We start from the raw sequence: 19,417 nt of genomic DNA on the forward strand, positions 1-19,417 counted from the left end.
ATTTTAAAGTACAGAAAATAAAATGGCACAATATTCAAGATTGGAAGTTGCGGCGGTAATGAAGGAAACCGGTATGGTACCCTTATTTTACCATCCGGACATAGAGCTAGGAAAAAAAGTTATGAAAGCCTGCTATGATGGCGGGGCTAGATTGATGGAGTTTACGGCAAGGGGCGATTTTGCCTTTGAAGTATTTTTGGAATTGAACAAATTTGCGGTAAAGGAATTACCGGGCATGATCATGGGGGTTGGTTCTATTACCGATGCCGCCGCCGCAAGTTTTTATATGCAGATGGGCGCAAATTTCATAGTAACCCCTTCCTTACGTGAAGATATTGCCATTGCATGCAATAGAAGAAAGGTATTATGGTCACCAGGATGTGGCTCTTTGGCAGAGATCAATAGAGCGGAAGAATTAGGTTGCGAAATCATTAAACTGTTTCCGGGCTCTACCTATGGACCGGGATTTGTAAAGGCCATTAAAGGACCACAACCTTGGACCAGTGTTATGCCAACAGGTGGCGTAAGCACGGAGGAAAGTAACCTTAAAGGTTGGTTTGATGCCGGTGTAACCTGTGTTGGTATGGGTTCCCAATTGATCAGTAAGGATGTGCTTGCCAATAAGGATTATGCAGGTCTAGAGAAAAAAGTGGCAGATGCCATGGCACTTATTAAAAAGATCAGATCAAATTAAAATGATGACACGCAAAAGTTTTTTAACCCTATTAATATGTACCATAACCTTTTTTGGATGTGGTGTGGACAATGAAACAAAAACAATCCGTCTAGGGCATGGATTAGACGTAAGTCATTCTGTCCATAAGGCCATGGTGAAAATGGGGGAAGATTTACTGGAGCGTTCGGGTGGTAGACTTAAATTGGAGATCTATCCCAGCCAACAGCTAGGTACGGAACGGGAATGTTTGGAACTATTACAAATTGGTAGTCTTGACATGACAAAAGTATCCGTAGGTGTACTTGAAAATTTTGCACCTAAAACCAGGGTTCTAGGTCTACCGTTTTTGTTTAGAGATAGACAACATTCTTTTAATGTCCTTGACGGACCTATTGGTCAAATGTTATTGAACGAAGGGGAAAAATACTGGCTAAAGGGCTTGGGTTATTATGATGCCGGTAGTCGTAGTTTCTATACGATGAACAAACCTATAGAAAAACCTGCAGACCTTGAGGGGGAGAAAATAAGGGTTATGGAAAGTGTTACTGCCGTAAATATGGTTAAGGCCCTAGGTGGATCGCCTACACCAATTTCTTGGGGAGAGTTATATACTTCCTTACAACAGGGGGTTGTGGACGGTGCCGAGAATAATCCGCCAAGTTTTTATCTCTCCCGTCATTATGAAGTCTGTAAATATTATTCCTTGGATGAGCATACGGTGCTGCCAGATGTGTTACTCATAGGCACCTATGTTTGGAACAAGTTGTCACAACAAGAACAAATGTGGTTAAGTCAAGCGGTGAAAGAGTCCGTAAAGTATCAACGTATTCTTTGGGCAGAGGCAGAGGCAGAGGCATTGCGCGAGGTGCAAAAGGCAGGCGTTGTAGTCAGTAGACCGGATAAAACCTTGTTTGCCGAAAAAGTACAGGGCATCTATGAAAGTTATAAGGATGACGCAGAAATATACCCTTTGATCAAAAAAATTCAAGAAACCCAATAAAGTAATGAGACGTAAAATAGATGCTGTTTTAAGCAGAACATTGATCGTAATTATGGCCGTAATGGTCATTAACGTATTATGGCAGGTGTTTACAAGGTACGTAACCGGTAACCCCAGTTCCTTTACCGATGAATTAGCCAGATATTTAATGATATGGATCGGTGTTTTAGGAGCCGCATATGTTTCCGGCAGAAATTTACATGTGGCCATAGACATATTGCCCATGCGCCAAAATAAAAAAACACAAAAAAAACTAAAGACCATTGTAACCATTCTGGTTATTCTATTTGTCTTTTTTGCATTTGTGATAGGGGGGTCTAGATTGGTATATATATCCTATGTTTTAGGACAACAATCCCCAGCATTACAGGTACCCTTGGCTTTGGTTTATATTATTATTCCTATAAGTGGATTGTTGATCATGTATTACAAAATTTCGGATTTAAATACTAAAGAATTATGATGGAGCAAATTCCTATACTCGTATTGGTCATAAGTTTTGTTTGCCTGCTGGCTATTGGTACACCGGTTGCATGGAGCATTGCCATATCTTCATTATTGACTATGTTGGTAAGTATACCGGCAATGCCTGCTTTTACCACTGTATCTCAGCGTATGGCCACAGGTCTGGATAGTTTTGCGCTTTTGGCCATTCCATTCTTTATATTATCGGGAGAGCTTATGAACAAGGGGGGTATTGCAAACCGGCTTATAGCATTTGCCAAAACGTTGGTAGGATCATTGCCGGGCGGACTGGCACTTATCAATGTCATTGCGGCCATGTTAATGGGCGCCATAGCTGGATCGGCAATGGCTTCCGCTTCCGCAATGGGAAGTATCCTAGGCCCTGAAATGGAAAAGGAAGGTTATTCCAAAGAATTTGGCGCCGCGGTAAATATTACATCGGCCACAACGGGATTGATTATTCCACCCAGTAATGTCCTTATTGTATATTCCCTGGCCAGTGGAGGGGCATCTATTGCAGCCTTGTTCTTGGCAGGATATATTCCCGGTATCATGACCGGATTATTTTTGATGATCGTTGCGGCGTTTTGGGCAAAAAAGAAAAAGTATAAAATCGGGAAACGAAGTTCGTTAAAGGAAGTAAGCAAAACCTTTATCGATGCAATGCCAAGTTTATTTATGCTCGTAGTGGTTATTGGCGGTATAGTTACCGGCATTTTTACGGCTACGGAAGCTTCGGCAATTGCAGTGTTGTACAGCTTGATACTTGGATTTGTATATAAGGAAATCGATTTTAAGAACCTTCCGCAAATTCTACTGGATTCCTCCGCAACCACAGCAATTGTAATGTTATTGATAGGATCTTCTATGTGTATGTCCTGGGCCTTGTCCTATGAGAACATACCCCAGGACATTAGTAGTGGACTATTAAGTTTAAGTGATAACAAAATCGTAATTCTATTGATTATCAATCTATTGTTATTATTTGTGGGCATTTTCATGGATATGACACCGGCTGTCCTCATTTTTACCCCCATCTTTTTACCTGTGGTAACCAAATTAGGACTTGATCCTGTACATTTTGGAATCATTATGGTCCTAAATCTTTGTATAGGTCTTTGTACTCCCCCCGTGGGATCGGTGCTCTTTGTTGGGGTCGGGGTGGCCAAAACCACCATAGAAAAAGTATTTAAACCATTGTTGCCGCTATTTATAGCTATGATCGTTGCATTATTCTTGGTAACCTATATACCTCAATTGAGTTTGTGGTTGCCTAGCCTATTCGATCTATAAGAATCATCTATCTGAAATAAAATCATGCAGAAACTAAATAGAAAAAATGCAGGGGAACCTTCTACTTTACCTATAAAGATCGTCCAATTTGGAGAGGGTAACTTCCTTAGGGCTTTTGTAGAATACGCGTTCCAAACGTTGAACAAGAAAACCGGATTTAATGCAGGTATTGCCGTAGTACAGCCTATTGATAAGGGAATGGTGCAAATGTTGAATGATCAAGATGGACTGTATACCTTATTTACAAAAGGAATTAAGGACGGTAAGGAAATAGAGGAAAAAGAATTGATCACCAATATTGTTAAAGGTATAGATCCATATAAGGATTTTGCCTCATATTTAGATTTGGCCAAGGAAGAAGAATTGCAATTCATGGTTTCCAATACCACAGAAGCCGGTATAGCGTATGTAGAAACGGATACGATGCATATGACCCCTCCAAATTCATTTCCGGCAAAATTGACCAGATTATTATATGAACGTTTCACATATTTTGATGGTGCGGAAGAAAAAGGATTAACGATCATACCGTGTGAACTGATCAATCATAATTCAGATACCCTAAAACAGATTATTCTGGACTACATTTCATTATGGAATTTATCCGATGATTTTAAATATTGGTTGCTGAAAAGTTGTTCGTTCCACAATACTTTGGTAGATCGGATAGTACCCGGGTATCCTCGCGATCAAATTGAAGATTATAATAAGCAATTGGACTATTTGGATAATTTGATTGTTAGTGCCGAGACTTTTTTCTTATGGGTTATTGAAGGGGATGAGTTATTAAGACAAAAACTTCCCTTTCATAAAACAGATTTGGATGTTAAAATCGTAGAGGATATGCAACCGTTTAGAACACGAAAAGTTCGTATCTTAAATGGCGCACATACTGCTATGGTTCCTTTTTCACTGCTGTATGGTAATGAAACCGTAAAAGAGACCGTAGATGAAGATTTCACGGGACCGTTTATAAGATCATTGGTCTTTGAGGAAATCATTCCTACCTTGGACATGGAACAAGAAGAGTTGGAAACATTTGCCAACGCTGTGTTTGATCGTTTCAGGAATCCGTTCGTGGTACACCAATTGTCCAGTATAGCCCTAAATTCCGTTTCCAAGTTTAAGGTGAGGGTATTGCCAAGCTTGTTGGAGTACGTACAGCGTAAAGGTAAACTACCAATGCGTACAGTTTTTGCTTTTGCTTGCTTGATCCGCTTTTATAAAGGAGCTTACAATGGTAAACAACTGCCGATCAATGATGATCGGGAAATTGTTGCGGAAATGTTAAGTATTTGGCAGTTTGATAACGTTAGGAACGTGGCTAAACAAGTTTTGGCAAAACAATCATATTGGGGCAAGGATTTGAATACGGTACAAGGATTAACGGATTCGGTTGCCAAATCATTGGAAATGATCGAGAAATATGGAATTAAAGAAGGTTTTTCAAAAATAGGTTAGTCTAAAAAAATTTCCATGCAGAAAAAATTGATTAAAGTTCAAGAGGAAGATAATGTGGCAGTAGCCCTGGTAGACTTGGTACAAGGTGACCGTGTACAGTTTAATGGGGAGGAAATCATACTATTGTCCAATACTAAAGCTAAACATAAAATTGCTTTAACCGATCTAGAGAAGAACAGTCAAATTATTATGTATGGGGTGCTGGTAGGAAAAGCATTATATCCTATAAAAAAGGGCGATGTTCTTACCACTGAAAATATAGTTCACCAGAGTGATGTTGTAACCCAAAGGACCAAGAGGGTTACATGGAAAGCGCCAGATATATCAAAATGGAAAGATAGAACCTTTATGGGCTATCATAGACCAGACGGGCAAGTAGGTACACAAAATGTGTGGTTATTTTTTCCATTGGTTTTCTGTGAAAATAGAAATATTGAGGTGCTCAAAGAGGTTTTTGAAAAGGAACTTACTATGGGCAGGGAACGTAAACAAAGACAATTACTGCGTAACCTCATCAACGGAAAAGATGCTGATTTTAACGATGGAAAAACGGAAACCGGTACCGAAACCTTTGATAATGTTGATGTTAAGTTTATTACCCATCAAGGGGGCTGTGGGGGCATACGCCAAGATTCACAAACATTGGCCAAACTTTTAGCGGGTTACGTAAAAAATCCCAATGTGGCCGGTGCAACCGTATTGAGCCTTGGTTGTCAAAATTTGCAAATCGATTTATTAAAGAATGCATTAAAAGATATCGACCCCAATTTAGATAAACCTGTTCTAATTTATGAGCAGCAACAAATGGGTACGGTTGATGAGATGCTTAATACCATTATTAAAGATTCTTTTGCGGGTATAAAAGCAGCTAATGCCATTCAACGAAAACCAGCCTCTATTTCCAAATTAAAATTGGGATTGGAATGTGGTGGGTCTGATGGTTTTTCTGGAATTTCTGCAAATCCGGCATTAGGATATGCTTCAGATATTCTTGCAGCTGTTGGAGGTTCACCTATACTTTCTGAATTTCCTGAACTATGTGGAGTGGAGCAGGAGTTGGTGAATAGATGCGTAAACGATGATGATGCAAAACGTTTTATGCAACTCATGAAAGCTTATGAAGCCTCTGCAGAAGCGGCCGGTTCTGGTTTTGATATGAACCCATCACCAGGGAATATTAAGGACGGCTTAATAACCGATGCCATGAAATCCGCGGGCGCCGCCAAAAAGGGGGGTACATCGCCCATTGTGTCCATATTGGATTATGGGGAATATGTTACCAAACCTGGGCTAAATTTGTTATGCACGCCAGGTAACGATGTGGAAAGTACAACCGGTATGGTTGGTTCAGGAGCAAATATTGTCGTGTTTACTACAGGTCTGGGTACGCCTACGGGAAATCCTATTGCACCGGTGCTTAAAGTTTCCTCAAATACCATACTAGCAGAGCGTATGCCGGATATTATCGATATAGATACGGGCGCTGTCATCCGAGGTGAAAAATCCATTCAAGAAATGGGCGAGGAAATTTTGGAATATGTAATCAATGTGGCAAGTGGTACCATAGAGGCAAAGGCGGACCAATTGGGGCAAGATGATTTTATACCTTGGAAAAGAGGCGTTTCATTATAAGCCTATATCATAGCTTCAACTTTTTCTACTAGAAGATTTTCTAACCACCAATTTTATGGGAAGCACCACTTTTTTGTGGATTTTGATGGACTGATCGTTATCCATTTGTTCCAAAAATACTTTTGCTGCCATTCTACCCATTTCAACCGGAGACTGATCGACGGAACTAATGGATGGGTTCATGAATTGAGTAAAAGGTTCATTACTAAAACCAACCACGCAGAAATCTTCAGGAATTTTAATTGATAGATCCTGTAAATATTTAACCGCACCCAATAATCCGTTATCCGTGGATGAGAAGATAGCGTCTGGAGGTTCAGGCAATTTCATTAAGGCCTTGGCCGCTTCCATTCCCGCTTCAATATCACTTTTCAAGGGTATTACATATTCTGGTTTAAATTCCAGGCCACTATCCAAAATGGCATTCTTATATCCTTGTAAACGATTTTTATATAATTCCAAGCCATTGCTTACATGAAGATGGGCGATTTTGGTACATCCTTGGTCTATAAGATGTTTGGTGGCATCATAACCACCTTGATAATCGTCAATGGTTACCGAACTAATATCCGGTATATCTGGTTTACGGTCAAAGAAAATAAATGGTGTTGATTTCTTTAAAACCGTGTCCAATTTTTCCTTTTCTTGACTGGTGTATGATGTAGAAAGCAATATACCGTCTACCTGTGCATTCAATAGGTTCTGGAGTATTTTAAGTTCACGTCCCTGGTCTTCATGTGTCTGTGAAATAATGACATGGTAACCTTTTGGGTAGAGCTCATCTTCAATTCCCCTTATGACCGATGAAAAGAAGTTTCTGTTAATGTAAGGGACAACCACACCCACATTTTTACTCTTTCCACTTTTAAGTGCCAATGCCAGACGATTTTGCTTATAGTTCATTTTGGCCGCCGTTGCAAGCACTAACTCCCTTGTGTTCTTACTGATTCTAGGGTTATTGTTTAAGGCCCTGGATACAGTGGCAGCAGTGATATTTAGCTTCTTGGCAATATCGTAAATAGTGGTTTTCTTGGTCATTCTTTTCAGGGATGGATAAATAATCCAAATTTGATATAAAAATTATGGTTCAAAAGTATAGCCATGTATTTATGGATACTATTGAAAGGGCATTTTATTTCGCTAAGATATTTAAATATCAAGTATTGAATCAGGTTTATGGTGGTTACTTATATTGTTTGCAAAAGTTTTGTATTATATCTATAAAACAATAACGTGTATTCATTTCCTTAAATAATAAGCCATTGTTATTGCATTATTTATAAATTGAAAATACATAGGTTAAAATAAGAAATTAAATTTTTAAGGCTCGTCTAGTCCTCGTTTTTAGTTCGTTATACTGTTTAAATAGACTTCTAACATGGTATAACCTTCTGTATTGACCAAATTTCTATCTAAGGCATTTGCAGGATCTAATCCATTGTCCAGTTCCCATGAATCTGCTATACCATCATGATCATTATCCTTTGGTGCAGGTAAACTTTTTAATAAAGGCCAACCGCCAACTTCGGTTTGGCTATCTATAATTCCCGTTTTTTTTGAGGGGTCCATTACCTTATGTTGTTTTTTATAGCTGGTTCCTTCAAATGTAGCCGTACCACTTTTTGTTTCATTGATTATACGTAGGTCTATTATGTCCCGTTTAGGTAGAATAGCTCCCGCATTTTTTAAAACATTCTCATAGGCCATTTCTGCAGTTTCTTCCTTAATCGGCATTGCCGGCCACGGTTCATCTAGTTTTAAACTTGGTATAGCATTTAAATTGATTTCTTTATATGCTTGCACATTCTTAATTGCCGTAAGGGATGGAAATACACCTTTCCAATTGTCCGCAGTAACTTCTTTACTACCTACCATAACATTATTGGCAATGTACCAATTGCCATAATCATCTTCTCCGTTACGGGACCAAGGGTTTGCTAGTTGTTTCCTAACATAGCCTGCCACCGTAGCGGGTCCTGGTTTGTAATAATTGGCGACCATATTTATGTTGGTAAATCCAAATCGTTCTTCATTTTTTAATTGAACGACTTCACCGCCATATGTGCCTTTATAGCCCCAATTGTAGACCACATTGTTTCGGTAATCCACATTTTTTGCACCAGAAGCAAACCGTGGATTTCTACTGGAATGACTTGCAATTAAATTATGGTGATAGGTACTGTAGTTTGAACCCCAAATGCCACCATAACCATGATCGCTACCCTTTTTATGGTTGGACATATATAAACTTTCAGAAACGATACACCATTGTACCGTAACATTTTCACCATGATAAATAGACATGGTTTCATCAACACTCCAACTTGCGGAAACATGATCTAAGATTAAATTTTTGGTGTATCTACTGGTTATGGCATCGGTATCGTCACCAGATTCATCACCTAACCTTACCCTTAAATATCTAATAATGACCTCATCTGCATCAATAAGTAATGGATATCCGCGCAGGGTTATACCATCACCTGGCGCAGTTTGCCCAGCTATGGTTATAAACGGGTTTTTAATACGGAGGTTGCTCTCTAATTTAATGGTTCCTGAAATCTTGAATACTACCGTTCTGGGTCCTTCCGTTTCAATGGCCGCGCGTAAACTACCTTCACCGGAATCTTTTAAATTGGTTACTTCCAGTACAGCCCCACCACGACCACCAACAGTATATTTTCCATAACCTTCCGCAGAAGGGAAAGCCAATTGTTGCCCCCAAGAGTATGTTACAAAAAACAAGATTCCTGAAAGAATTAAATATCTCTTTATTCTCATAATAATGGTTGTTTACTTTTCTACATTAATAATTACCCGCTTATACCTTGTAAGTCTTGGAGTGCCATGGTCCGTAACGGCAAGGATGATATGCATAGTTCCAGTTCCTGGTGGCATTACCCGACTTTTTTTTATTTTCAGCCATGCTTTTGGTTGATCATGGTCATTAATATCATGCTTGATACCAGTGCTTGAATTTGACATGGCACGCGTTCCAGCTTCTTCATAACAAAACCATTCATAAGAAAGGGAATCACCATCTGGATCAATAGAACTAGTAGCGCTTAATTTTACTATTTCTCCTGGCTTAGCATTAATATATTCCGGATGATCTAATGTTATAATCGGTGGGTGATTTGCTTCGTCGTATGATTTTATAGTCCAGTCCATCCGGGCAGAGAAGTCATTCTGATAGGCATTTCGCCATCGCCATATGGTTGCGTGGTTTGTGGTATGCCATTCTCCATCAAAACCAAAGACTTCATCTTGAACATTTGTCCAAATAGCTCTTGTTTCCGGTTCTATGAACCATTTTTCAGTTTTAGGTACATATAGTTCATACCGACCACCCCAGCCACCCCAATCTGGACGCTCTGGAGTATTCAGCCCATTATTTATTAAATGAAGGAAAGATGGTGAATCACCTTCCATCATGTACTTCCAATTAGGGTACATAGCCCCTAATGGTCCTTTTTCTCTTATATTTTTTTCTAACCACTCATTGGTAATTAGTGAAAAATCGGCTCCATCAAATCTTCCATGAAATTTATCCCCCCCAATTGCTATCCAAGTAGCGTGGTGGAAACCGCCTCCAGCATTAATACCGGGAGTAACAATATAGAACAGCTCTGGAAATTCTTTTCTTATCCATGGACCACTATTATCTTGATCTGAAATTGCATATACACGAAGTTTGGAGACAAATTTTAGTAATTCTTGTTTTGACCTGGTATCACGTACTTTCCAAAGAGCTTGTGCCAATACATTTGGTCCACCCCAAACCGTAACCCACAATGGCCGATCATCTTCTTTGTCAACTGCATTTATGAGCAATTCAGAACCTTGGGAATCTTTTCCTTTTCCTACACCATCCATGCCCTTTAATGCAATACCTTCAGAAATAGATGATATGAGTTTATTTTCTGTAGGAAATCCTGGTTCATGTAACTCTAAATTATCTCTGACCTTGCCATAAGCACGTACAATATTATCTATATATTTTTTTTCAATGGAATTATTTCCTCCGAAAGGGGTAGCTATAATACCTTCTACATCAAAATGATTGGCGTATGTTAAAAAACGGACTAAAGACATTTGATCATCTGGATCGCCACCAATATCCGTGAGAACTACAATTCTGGTTTTTTCTTGGGCATATGAACAGCATGCAGTTATTAAATACATTACAGTATAAAGAATCACCTTTAATTTTGACCTCAAAAATATCCTCGTTCTCATTTCTTTTCTACATACTAGTGGATCCATTATTTTGTTTTAAATCAATTGTCTGTTCTAAGCACTAAAATGGCATCTTCCCATCCACTCGGTGGCAGCATATTTCTGGATTCAGACGCATTAAAATTCTTTACAGGTTCCCTTTCCCCATTTCTTGGATAAAACCAATAGGCCGTTGCATTTTTGGGTAATATATTACTGATCTCACAACCCGAGTTATTGGAAAAGTAAACCAAGGCCATATTGTTCGTAGTGGTGGTTACGGCTGTTTTTAAACTTTCCCCTTGGCCAACTCCAGAAATTATGTTGCCATTAGGTACCCAATTTTGCCAGTTATGCTCTATAAGAAATTGTTTATTGATAGCGGTAAGTTGTTTAGCTGCAGGAAAATCTAATGCCTGTTGCCAAGTATACCCACAATTGTAATCTCCTTCATTTCCGCGCATAGACCATATGGGGCCTGCACCGTAAGTGTGGCCTGCACCGCCAGCAAAAAAGGTATAATAAAATTGTCTGCGTACACGAAGAGGGGTAGACCAGCCACATTCATTTCTATAGGAACCATATTCATAGGAACCTTCCAAAAAAAGACTGGGTTTTGTGGGTTCTTTTAGTTCATAGTCTCGTAACATGGTAGGGAATACTTGGTCAATTTCTTTCCATACCTCTACACCATTTGCCGTGAGCCATTCATCTTTATGAAACCAGTTCGATGAATTATCAGGGGCATCCCCATCTGGGTGAAAGGTTATAAATATATCGTTCCACACGTCATGCTTTTCATTCCATTTTGGCTTTTGTCCTGTTTTACCCTGGGCAAGCCCTTCTGCCATAGCCCTAAAAATAGCACGCTTATCCCATGATTGTTGCTTTACATTCTTATCATAACCATTTAGCTGTGCCTTTGCATCACCGCCCAATACCCAAATGATGTTGGGTTTATCTTTATAGCGTTTTCCTAAAAAAGCACCATAAATTCTTGCTTCCTCTTCATTGAACTCTTGCTGATTTCCTCCCATTTGTGGTGTAATATATGCTCTGCCCCAACAAGGTAATAGTGCCAAATACATTCCTCTTTTTTTAACAGCCTCAACGGCATAATCCATATGGTCCCAATAATCATTGGGTGCGGTACTGCTTCCGCCTTTTACTATCAAGGGCTCTGAGGTGTTTGGATCATCTGCCGCACCTGCAAAAGGTCTAAAGCCATAGGTATTGGCTGCATTATGTGGTCCCATTTTCATTCCTCCACCATGTGGAAACCAAAATGCTACGGTTTGTATTACTGTAAAACCTAGCGCTTTTCGATTATCCAAATAAGTGTCTATTTCTTCACGGGTCAATTGTTGAATCATACCCCAACCGGTATCTCCCAACCATAAAAAAGGCGTACCATCATCGTGTGTTATAAAATGTTTGTTTTCTGATACGTTCAATTTACCATGGTCTTGCCAAGGGGTTTGAGCCTTGTTTGCTAATGGTAACCCTACAAGGAAAACCATTGCCACAAGTTTAAATGTTAACTGTTTCATAAGTGTGCCTTTTTAGTTGATGATTCATTTTACTTCATCATTGAACAGTAATTATTACACGCTGATATCTTGTTAGTTTTGGGCTCCCGTTATCATTTACTTCACAGATAATATGAATAGTGTCCCCTGATTTGGCATCTGCTGGAACTTGTAAACTCAATTTACTTGTGTTGGTAGGTGAAAAATTTATTGTGCCGGTGTAGGTGCCAGCTTCACTATAATTCCACCACGAAAATGTAAGTGCATTACCATCTGGGTCATAACTATCCTTAGCGTCAAATTCGATAGTAGCCCCAGGTGTTGAGGTAATATCCAATTTACTGTTAAGTTTAACTACTGGCGGATGATTTGCATTTTCATAGGATTCAATACACCAATCTGCACGGGCCGCAAAATCATTTTGTAATGCATCTGCCCAGCGGGTAATGGGCTTAAAATATTGTTCCATTAAGGTTTGGTTTTCTGGATAGGTATTCCGCATATAACTGCGACCCCAGGCCGTTTGGGTAAACCATCTTCCTTCAGGATAGCTATAGTTGGGTTCTGGAACCGGATCTAGCCACGTATTATTCCGAACGTTTACATACCTACCGCCCCAACCCCCATACCCAGGAGATTCTAATGACCTTAAGCCTGTAGGAATCATATGAAAAAAAGCAGGCGAATCGCCTTCAGACCTAAAAGAACCTTTAGTCTTTGGGTCTCCAGCACTAAACCCTTCTTTATCATCGGTACTTTTTACTGCTTCGTATAATGAACAAAGTGGGCCATGATTTTCTAGTATATTGGTAGTCATCCATTCTGAGTTGAAAAATTTTAATTTAACCTTTGGCATAATCTTATCCCAGAAGTATGCAACTGCCATAAATTGGTCAGAAATAATTGTTGGAATGTTATATTTTCCCCAATGTGGTAGAATATATTTTTGATACGTATTGTCTTGTTCCCAAATAAAATAGAATCTTATTTTTTTAGCAACTTGCTCCATTTTATCTGGATGTTCTTCCTCAATGCTTTTTAAAGCCCTTGCAATAGTATTTGTGCCGCCCCATGCTTGTAGCCAGATGGGATTATTATCCGTTTCATCTAATAATACTTTTACGATATGTTGTGAGCCAGGGGTAATGCTTTCCATTTCGCCCTCGTCTTCTACATTTCCTAAAAAATTGATAGATTTTAAATAATCCGCAGTAGGGTACGCTTTATCATGTAGTATTAAATTAGGGTGAATTTTCTCATAGGCATCTAAAAAAGGGTCTATCCAATCATCACCTGCCCATCTATGTCCATGCCAATGATACTGTGAACTAGAAGTTATTATTCCTTCAATATCCCATTCATTGGCATATAATAAAAAACGAACCATTGAGCATTCATCATCTATCTCACCATCTGAGGTAACAATAATTCTAGGTTTTACCTCTTCTGATTGTGCCCTACTAATCGTAAATATCCCTAAAAAGAGTATACCGGTTATGATTATTTTTTTATTCATAATTAATTGAATTTATTTTAGCCATGACCATCTTTCCGCCCAATCTTCCAAAAATTCCTTTCTATGTTTTGAAACTGTTTTAGCACCCTGTTGGTCCTTAATAAAATAGTTAGTGTCTTTAATATCGCTGTACCAATTTGAGCCAAGTTTGTAGTCGTCTTTAGCTAATTTCCCAGGCCAAGGAGTCGTGCTTATATAGGCACCTTTTTGGTCATTTAATTCTGGGGTATCGCTTCGTGATGAATAATTGCCTTTTTCCGGTTTTTTTGGAGAATATCGTACGCCATACGTATAGTCATCTATATAATAACCTGGCCACGTTTGGTTGTTTGCCGTAAATTCGAAGGCAGTAGCGTTTTTTGATACTACGGATAACGGGCCTTTAAATCGATATTCTAAAACGGCATAGGCTGTTACGGTATCATTGATTGTACTATTACCTTCAAAAATAGTTCTTGAGCTATGTTCAATAGGAGAAAATCTGCCGCCCCAACTTTCACTGGTTGGATCATTGGGATCTCCGTGCATTAGATAGGCTAGGGAAGGGGTATCTCCCATTTTTATTTCACCATTGTAATAATTTTTAAAGGCGTTACCCATAGCGCCATTACCTTTTATAAAATTATCATAATAGACATCACCTTTCAATTCTTCTGACGAATCTTCGTCCATAAACCAGCCTCTGTATGTAGCATTGGCTTCAATCATCCATAAGTCTGGGTGATGTTCCGCTATATAGGCATACGCATTTACACTCCATTTTTTATTGGGTCCGCCGATCCAGTATACTTTTATTTTTTCTTTAATTTCAGGGGCGTCATGAAGGGCCTGTGCCAAATCCTCTAGACCTCCCCAAATCAGCACCCATAATGGTTGTTCACTTTTCTTTTTAGCACTTTTTATAAGCCAATTAGAGCCTTCGGTAGGATTGGAATAGCCTTTATATGGTGCCGCATCTATAGCTCCTTGTTTTACAACGTTCCTTAATTCATCCGGTAAAGGAAAGCCGTCAGACTTGACTTTTAACTTATCATAATCCTTTTCATAAAGGGCAATCATATCCAAAAAATCACTTGTCCTTCCATTTCCGTAAGGAGAAGAAATAAGTCCTTCAATATTAAAACGGTCTGCATACATGAATAAATGAATGGCAGATTGAAAATCATCTGGATCTGTACCACCAATATCAGAACTGATAATGATCCTAGGCTTTACCTCTTGTTCTGTTGCCGATGTACAATTGTAAAATGATGCAACGAACAGGGTAGCCATCCAAATTTTTAAATGGTATAACATGTTGGACTTTTGTTGCATATTTTAAGTTTTATTATAGTTAGAAATTTATGTGCATTTAGTTTGATATTTTAAACCAATCAATATCAGCATAGCCGCCACGTTTAGCTTCTTGGGTACTTATACAGAACAACCCTATTTTGGCACCCATCCATTTGCCGGGTTGCGCCTTAAAAGGTTTGCCAATCTTGGTATATTTTTTTCCATTTTCAGAAAAACTAAATTGACACATTGCATCTGGCCCTTCAATATTCACTTTTAGATAAACTGAATTGGATTTAAGACTTACTTTTTCTTGCAATTGTTCCGGTGTTCCTTCTTCTGCCTTCAAGGCCACGTTTTGTGTTAGAAAATACCCGTTACTATCATGTTCAATACTCAACGTAGCATAGTCCATACCCATGATAATCAATCCGGCAGATTTTCCTTGTTCGGCTTCTTCCGGAACCAATGTAATTTTAGTACTGGCTTCAAACGTAGGCGCAGGGAATTTTTGTAATAATAAATTGGGAACCATCCAAAGATTAGGAGCATCGGGAGGTTTTATAGCAAACAACCTTAAAAAATCATTACCGGGTAATTTTGCATGCCATACCACTTCTGGATTTGCATTCCATTGCCATTGCAATCCTATTCCAAAATTTGTGAACATATCGGTTTCTTGCGGTGTAATGATAGGATGTACACTACCAACATCCGGTTTTTTATAGGTAGCGATTGGTTCGCCTATACCATTCTTATCCAAATCCTTACCCATTACAGGCCAATCATTTTTCCATTGCATTGGCTGTAGGTGAACTATACGTCCATAGGCATCTACATCTTGAAAGTGATAGAACCATGATTCTCCAGTTTGTGTTTCTACCCACGCACCTTGATGAGGGCCATTTATAGTGGTAGAACCTTGTTCCAATACAACTTTTTCTTCATAAGGTCCATAAATATTCTTGGAACGGAGTATGAGCTGCCACCCTGTGGAGACCCCACCAGCAGGAGCGAATATATAGTAATAGCCATTTCGTTTATAGAATTTTGAGCCTTCAACAGTTTTATGGTTTTCATGACCATCAAAAACATGAATTCCTTGGTCCAGGACTTTGGTACCTTCTACATTCATTTTGTTCACGGAGAGTAAACTTTTTACTCCGGTTCTACTTCCTGCATAAGCATGTACCAAATATGCATTACCATCATCGTCCCATAGGGGAGAGGGATCAATAAGACCTTTACCTTCCATTACCAGCACTGGCTTATCCCATTCTCCAAAAGGATCTTTAGTTTTAACCATGTAAATACCAAAATCCGGGTCGCCCCAATAGATATAAATTTCTTCATTATGGTAACGAATACTTGGAGCCCAGACCCCTTTTCCATGTTGGGGTATCTTAAAGGTTTCAACGGGTACTTGCATTGGCAATGCATGATTGACGAGCACCCAATTAATCATGTCTTTTGAATGCAGAATAGGTAGGCCGGGAGCTGCATTAAAACTTGATGCGGTCATAAAATAATCGTTTCCTACGCGGATTATGTCCGGGTCTGAATAATCTGCATACAGTATAGGATTTTTAAACGTGCCATCTCCATTATCCGCTACCCAAGTACTTGATATTTTAGGCTCATTGCTTTGTGCACAGCAAAAGGTTGTGAGAACAGTGATAATAAGTGCGCTAAAAAATTTCATTTAATTCTAATTACAAAAAGTTGGTCTAAATATTTACTAGTATGCCGTACCGTTAATGGAACTATTGGTAAACTGTACCGGTTCTGAATTTTCAACAGAAAGTGGTGTCTTGGCATTTTTAATATGCACATTGGTAAAGGTGACGTTCTTTACAGGATTTTCTGTCCTACCTTTTATTAATACCCCATATTCACCACCATTTTCAACTTCAATATCTTCTAAATGAATATTTTTTATCGATGGAATAAAATCACCTTCTTGATTGGCATAAATACCGTAATAGGTATTAATGCGCAACACGGCTTCCTTTACTTGCCCAACCTTAATATTTCTTACAAAGACATTTTCTACAAAACCCCCGCGTAGGGTATTCGTTTTTATACGGATGGCCCTATCTAAATTAGGACTGTCCATGCTACAATTTCTTACGAAAACATTTCTAACGCCTGCAGAAATTTCGCTACCCATTACCACACCACCATGGCCATCTTTCATAATACAATTTTCAACCACAATATTTTCACTGGGGATATTTACGCGCCTCCCATCATTATTTCTTCCGGATTTAATGGCAATGCAATCGTCACCGGTGTCAAAGGTGCAATTGACGATATGTACATTTTTAGAATATTCCGGGTCGCAACCATCATTATTTGGTCCGTGGCTACGAACAGTGACACCATTTACAGTTACTGAATTAGATTTTATAGCGTGTATAACCCAAAAAGGTGCGTTTGTAAATGTAACTCCTTGTATCAAAACATTTTCACATTCAAAAGGTTCTAAAAAAGTGGGGCGTAACTGATGGCCCTCACCAAATATTCTTTCTGCTACCGGCGTACCTTCTTCGTTCATTTTACGTAATGCGGGTAAGTTATGGTCATCACGTTGCTGAGGGGTACCTTCTACATGGCCATATTTACTATTGCCGCACCATGGCCACCAATTTTCATTGTCTGCCTGTCCGTCAAATGTACCTTTACCGGTTATAGCAATATTCTTTTGTTTATAGGCATATATCAATGGGGAATAATTCATTAGTTCTACACCTTCATAAGAAGTATGGACCATGGGTAAATATGCTTTTTGGTCCGTACTGAACAATACGGTAGCCCCTTCATTTAAATGAAGGTTTACATTACTTTTTAAGTGAATGGGTCCAGTAAGAAATGCACCGGCCGGTACTATGACCTTGCCGCCTCCAGAATTGGAGCATTCAGCTATAGCTTTTATAAACGCTTGGGTGTTATCGGTTTTACCATCCGCAAGTGCCCCAAAATCCATTATGTTGAATTCTTTATCCGGAAATTGTGGAATTTGAATATTTTTAATAATTGAATCTGCTTGTGCAAAAACGTCTGCTTTTTCAGTTGTTTTGGGTTGTTCTTTACATGAGAAAGAAAGTAGACTACATATTAATGCAATTGTAATTGTTGAAAGTATCCGCATTTTTTTCATAGGGGTTCATTTAATTGATTAGCCAATTATCATGGCCTTTAAGTACATGTTGTTTTGAATATGTTATGATATCGCTTTTCAGTAGTTCTTTTGCCCAACTAGCCCTTGTTTTAGAAGCTCCAGGACCAGTGGTATTAAATTCAGCATAAAAAGTAGTGGCCTCTGCCTTTGGCTTGTTCCAATTATGCCATCCTTCTGTTTTTATTAGGTCATCCATTTCACAATTTAACCATACCGTTTTTGCAAATGGTCTCCAAGGTCTACCTAGGTAAACCGTATTTTGCTCAGCATGGCCGGTTATTTTGCAATTCTGAAAAACAAAACCATATGGTTGGTCTTTTTCTGTGGATGCAGCGGTAATATACCCTTTGCTTTTGCAAAAAATTATGCAATTTTCAAAGTAGGCCGTGGACCATCCGAAAATAAAATCTACGGTGCCTTCTATATAGCAGTCCTTGAAATATTGCCTACTATTTTTACCATGGAGATACAATGTATCTTGGTTACCAATAAATCTACAATTCTCAAAAATTACTTTATCGCCATCAATTCTAACAGCGACTGCTTGAGCAATAGCTTCTGCATTATTTTCAAAAGTGATGTTTCTTGCCTTGAAATTGTTTGCGAAAATAAAAAATGAAGTTGACCCCGTTGTACCTACTTCTTCTCCATAACGGTTAAGGGTCTTGGCATGGTCATTATATGTAATTCTAACTTCCCCATCTTTGTCACCAATGAAGGTAACGTTGGTCTTTGATACTGGTAACACTAATTTCTCCTTATAGATACCTTTATTAATATAAACGGCTGTTTCATTTTTTCTGAAATGTGGTATGTGGTCTATTGCCTCTTGTATTGTGGTAAAATCCCCATTGCCATTTTGATCGACTAGAATATCATAGTTACAAGTTTGAGCATAAACTTGGTTCATAGCTATTGTTGCAGATGCTAGTTTGCGGGTTGGGTATTTAAAACCTGTGCATATAAAAAATATGACCAAAATAATTGGGCATGCATAATATTGACCAATTTTTGAATAATCATATTTTATACACATATTTCTAAATCAATAAAAAGGGCAACTAAATCTCCAATTTATATTTTAAGACTAGATAGACCAGGTTCATAAAATTTTAGACTGTAATTTTAGAAGCCCTTTTATTCAACAACTAACTCAAACAACTAACTTGTT

Annotated in this window: 15 protein-coding genes; 6 read left to right on the top strand and 9 right to left on the bottom strand. The window is 38.6% G+C overall.

The window, feature by feature from the left end:
- The first annotated feature begins 22 nt into the window (after nucleotides 1–22).
- The 6 genes from CHB68_RS04345 to CHB68_RS04370 are packed head-to-tail and all read left to right on the top strand — an operon-like array spanning nucleotide 23 to nucleotide 6,527.
- Nucleotides 23–694, top strand: coding sequence for a bifunctional 4-hydroxy-2-oxoglutarate aldolase/2-dehydro-3-deoxy-phosphogluconate aldolase (locus CHB68_RS04345; RefSeq protein WP_089259603.1), 672 nt, complete (start codon nucleotides 23–25; stop codon nucleotides 692–694).
- A 1-nt stretch (nucleotide 695) separates the two neighbouring features.
- On the top strand, nucleotides 696–1,676 hold the full coding sequence (locus CHB68_RS04350) for a TRAP transporter substrate-binding protein (RefSeq protein ID WP_218822479.1): 981 nt from the start codon (nucleotides 696–698) through the stop codon (nucleotides 1,674–1,676).
- 4 nt (nucleotides 1,677–1,680) lie between these two features.
- Nucleotides 1,681–2,139 carry a TRAP transporter small permease gene (locus CHB68_RS04355; protein ID WP_245838785.1) on the top strand — a complete coding sequence of 153 codons (459 nt, stop codon included), beginning with the start codon at nucleotides 1,681–1,683 and terminating at the stop codon, nucleotides 2,137–2,139.
- Nucleotides 2,139–3,434: a TRAP transporter large permease gene (locus CHB68_RS04360; RefSeq protein WP_089259780.1), complete on the top strand. Its 1,296-nt coding sequence runs from the start codon at nucleotides 2,139–2,141 to the stop codon at nucleotides 3,432–3,434. Before CHB68_RS04355 ends, CHB68_RS04360 begins: the two co-directional genes overlap by 1 nt.
- Before the next feature lie 24 nt (nucleotides 3,435–3,458).
- On the top strand, nucleotides 3,459–4,895 hold the full coding sequence (locus CHB68_RS04365) for a tagaturonate reductase (protein ID WP_089259605.1): 1,437 nt from the start codon (nucleotides 3,459–3,461) through the stop codon (nucleotides 4,893–4,895).
- Nucleotides 4,896–4,910: 15 nt separating this feature from the next.
- Complete coding sequence (locus CHB68_RS04370) at nucleotides 4,911–6,527, top strand: UxaA family hydrolase (protein WP_089259606.1); 1,617 nt, start codon at nucleotides 4,911–4,913, stop codon at nucleotides 6,525–6,527.
- Between the two features lie 15 nt (nucleotides 6,528–6,542).
- Here the strand turns inward: CHB68_RS04370 and CHB68_RS04375 are convergent, their stop codons facing one another.
- From CHB68_RS04375 to CHB68_RS04415, 9 genes are all read right to left on the bottom strand, one after another.
- Entirely contained in the window at nucleotides 6,543–7,565 is a 1,023-nt protein-coding gene (locus CHB68_RS04375; RefSeq protein WP_089259607.1) for a LacI family DNA-binding transcriptional regulator, read from the bottom strand.
- Nucleotides 7,566–7,871: 306 nt separating this feature from the next.
- Complete coding sequence (locus CHB68_RS04380) at nucleotides 7,872–9,308, bottom strand: pectate lyase family protein (RefSeq protein ID WP_179213133.1); 1,437 nt, start codon at nucleotides 9,306–9,308, stop codon at nucleotides 7,872–7,874.
- A 12-nt stretch (nucleotides 9,309–9,320) separates the two neighbouring features.
- On the bottom strand, nucleotides 9,321–10,793 hold the full coding sequence (locus tag CHB68_RS04385) for a nucleoside hydrolase-like domain-containing protein (RefSeq protein WP_245838787.1): 1,473 nt from the start codon (nucleotides 10,791–10,793) through the stop codon (nucleotides 9,321–9,323).
- Between the two features lie 14 nt (nucleotides 10,794–10,807).
- Nucleotides 10,808–12,295, bottom strand: coding sequence for an apiosidase-like domain-containing protein (locus CHB68_RS04390; protein WP_089259609.1), 1,488 nt, complete (start codon nucleotides 12,293–12,295; stop codon nucleotides 10,808–10,810).
- Nucleotides 12,296–12,332: 37 nt separating this feature from the next.
- A complete protein-coding gene (locus CHB68_RS04395; protein WP_089259610.1) occupies nucleotides 12,333–13,790 on the bottom strand; it encodes a nucleoside hydrolase-like domain-containing protein in 1,458 nt (485 codons plus the stop codon).
- 12 nt (nucleotides 13,791–13,802) lie between these two features.
- Nucleotides 13,803–15,104, bottom strand: coding sequence for a nucleoside hydrolase-like domain-containing protein (locus CHB68_RS04400; RefSeq protein WP_218822480.1), 1,302 nt, complete (start codon nucleotides 15,102–15,104; stop codon nucleotides 13,803–13,805).
- A gap of 37 nt (nucleotides 15,105–15,141) precedes the next feature.
- Complete coding sequence (locus tag CHB68_RS04405; protein WP_089259611.1) at nucleotides 15,142–16,767, bottom strand: glycoside hydrolase family 43 protein; 1,626 nt, start codon at nucleotides 16,765–16,767, stop codon at nucleotides 15,142–15,144.
- 36 nt (nucleotides 16,768–16,803) lie between these two features.
- Nucleotides 16,804–18,225, bottom strand: coding sequence for a glycoside hydrolase family 28 protein (locus tag CHB68_RS04410; RefSeq protein WP_089259612.1), 1,422 nt, complete (start codon nucleotides 18,223–18,225; stop codon nucleotides 16,804–16,806).
- A 10-nt stretch (nucleotides 18,226–18,235) separates the two neighbouring features.
- Entirely contained in the window at nucleotides 18,236–19,156 is a 921-nt protein-coding gene (locus CHB68_RS04415) for a pectinesterase family protein (RefSeq protein ID WP_089259783.1), read from the bottom strand.
- Nucleotides 19,157–19,417 lie beyond the last annotated feature (261 nt).

It is taken from the genome of Maribacter sedimenticola (assembly GCF_900188415.1).
Lineage (GTDB): Bacteria > Bacteroidota > Bacteroidia > Flavobacteriales > Flavobacteriaceae > Maribacter > Maribacter sedimenticola.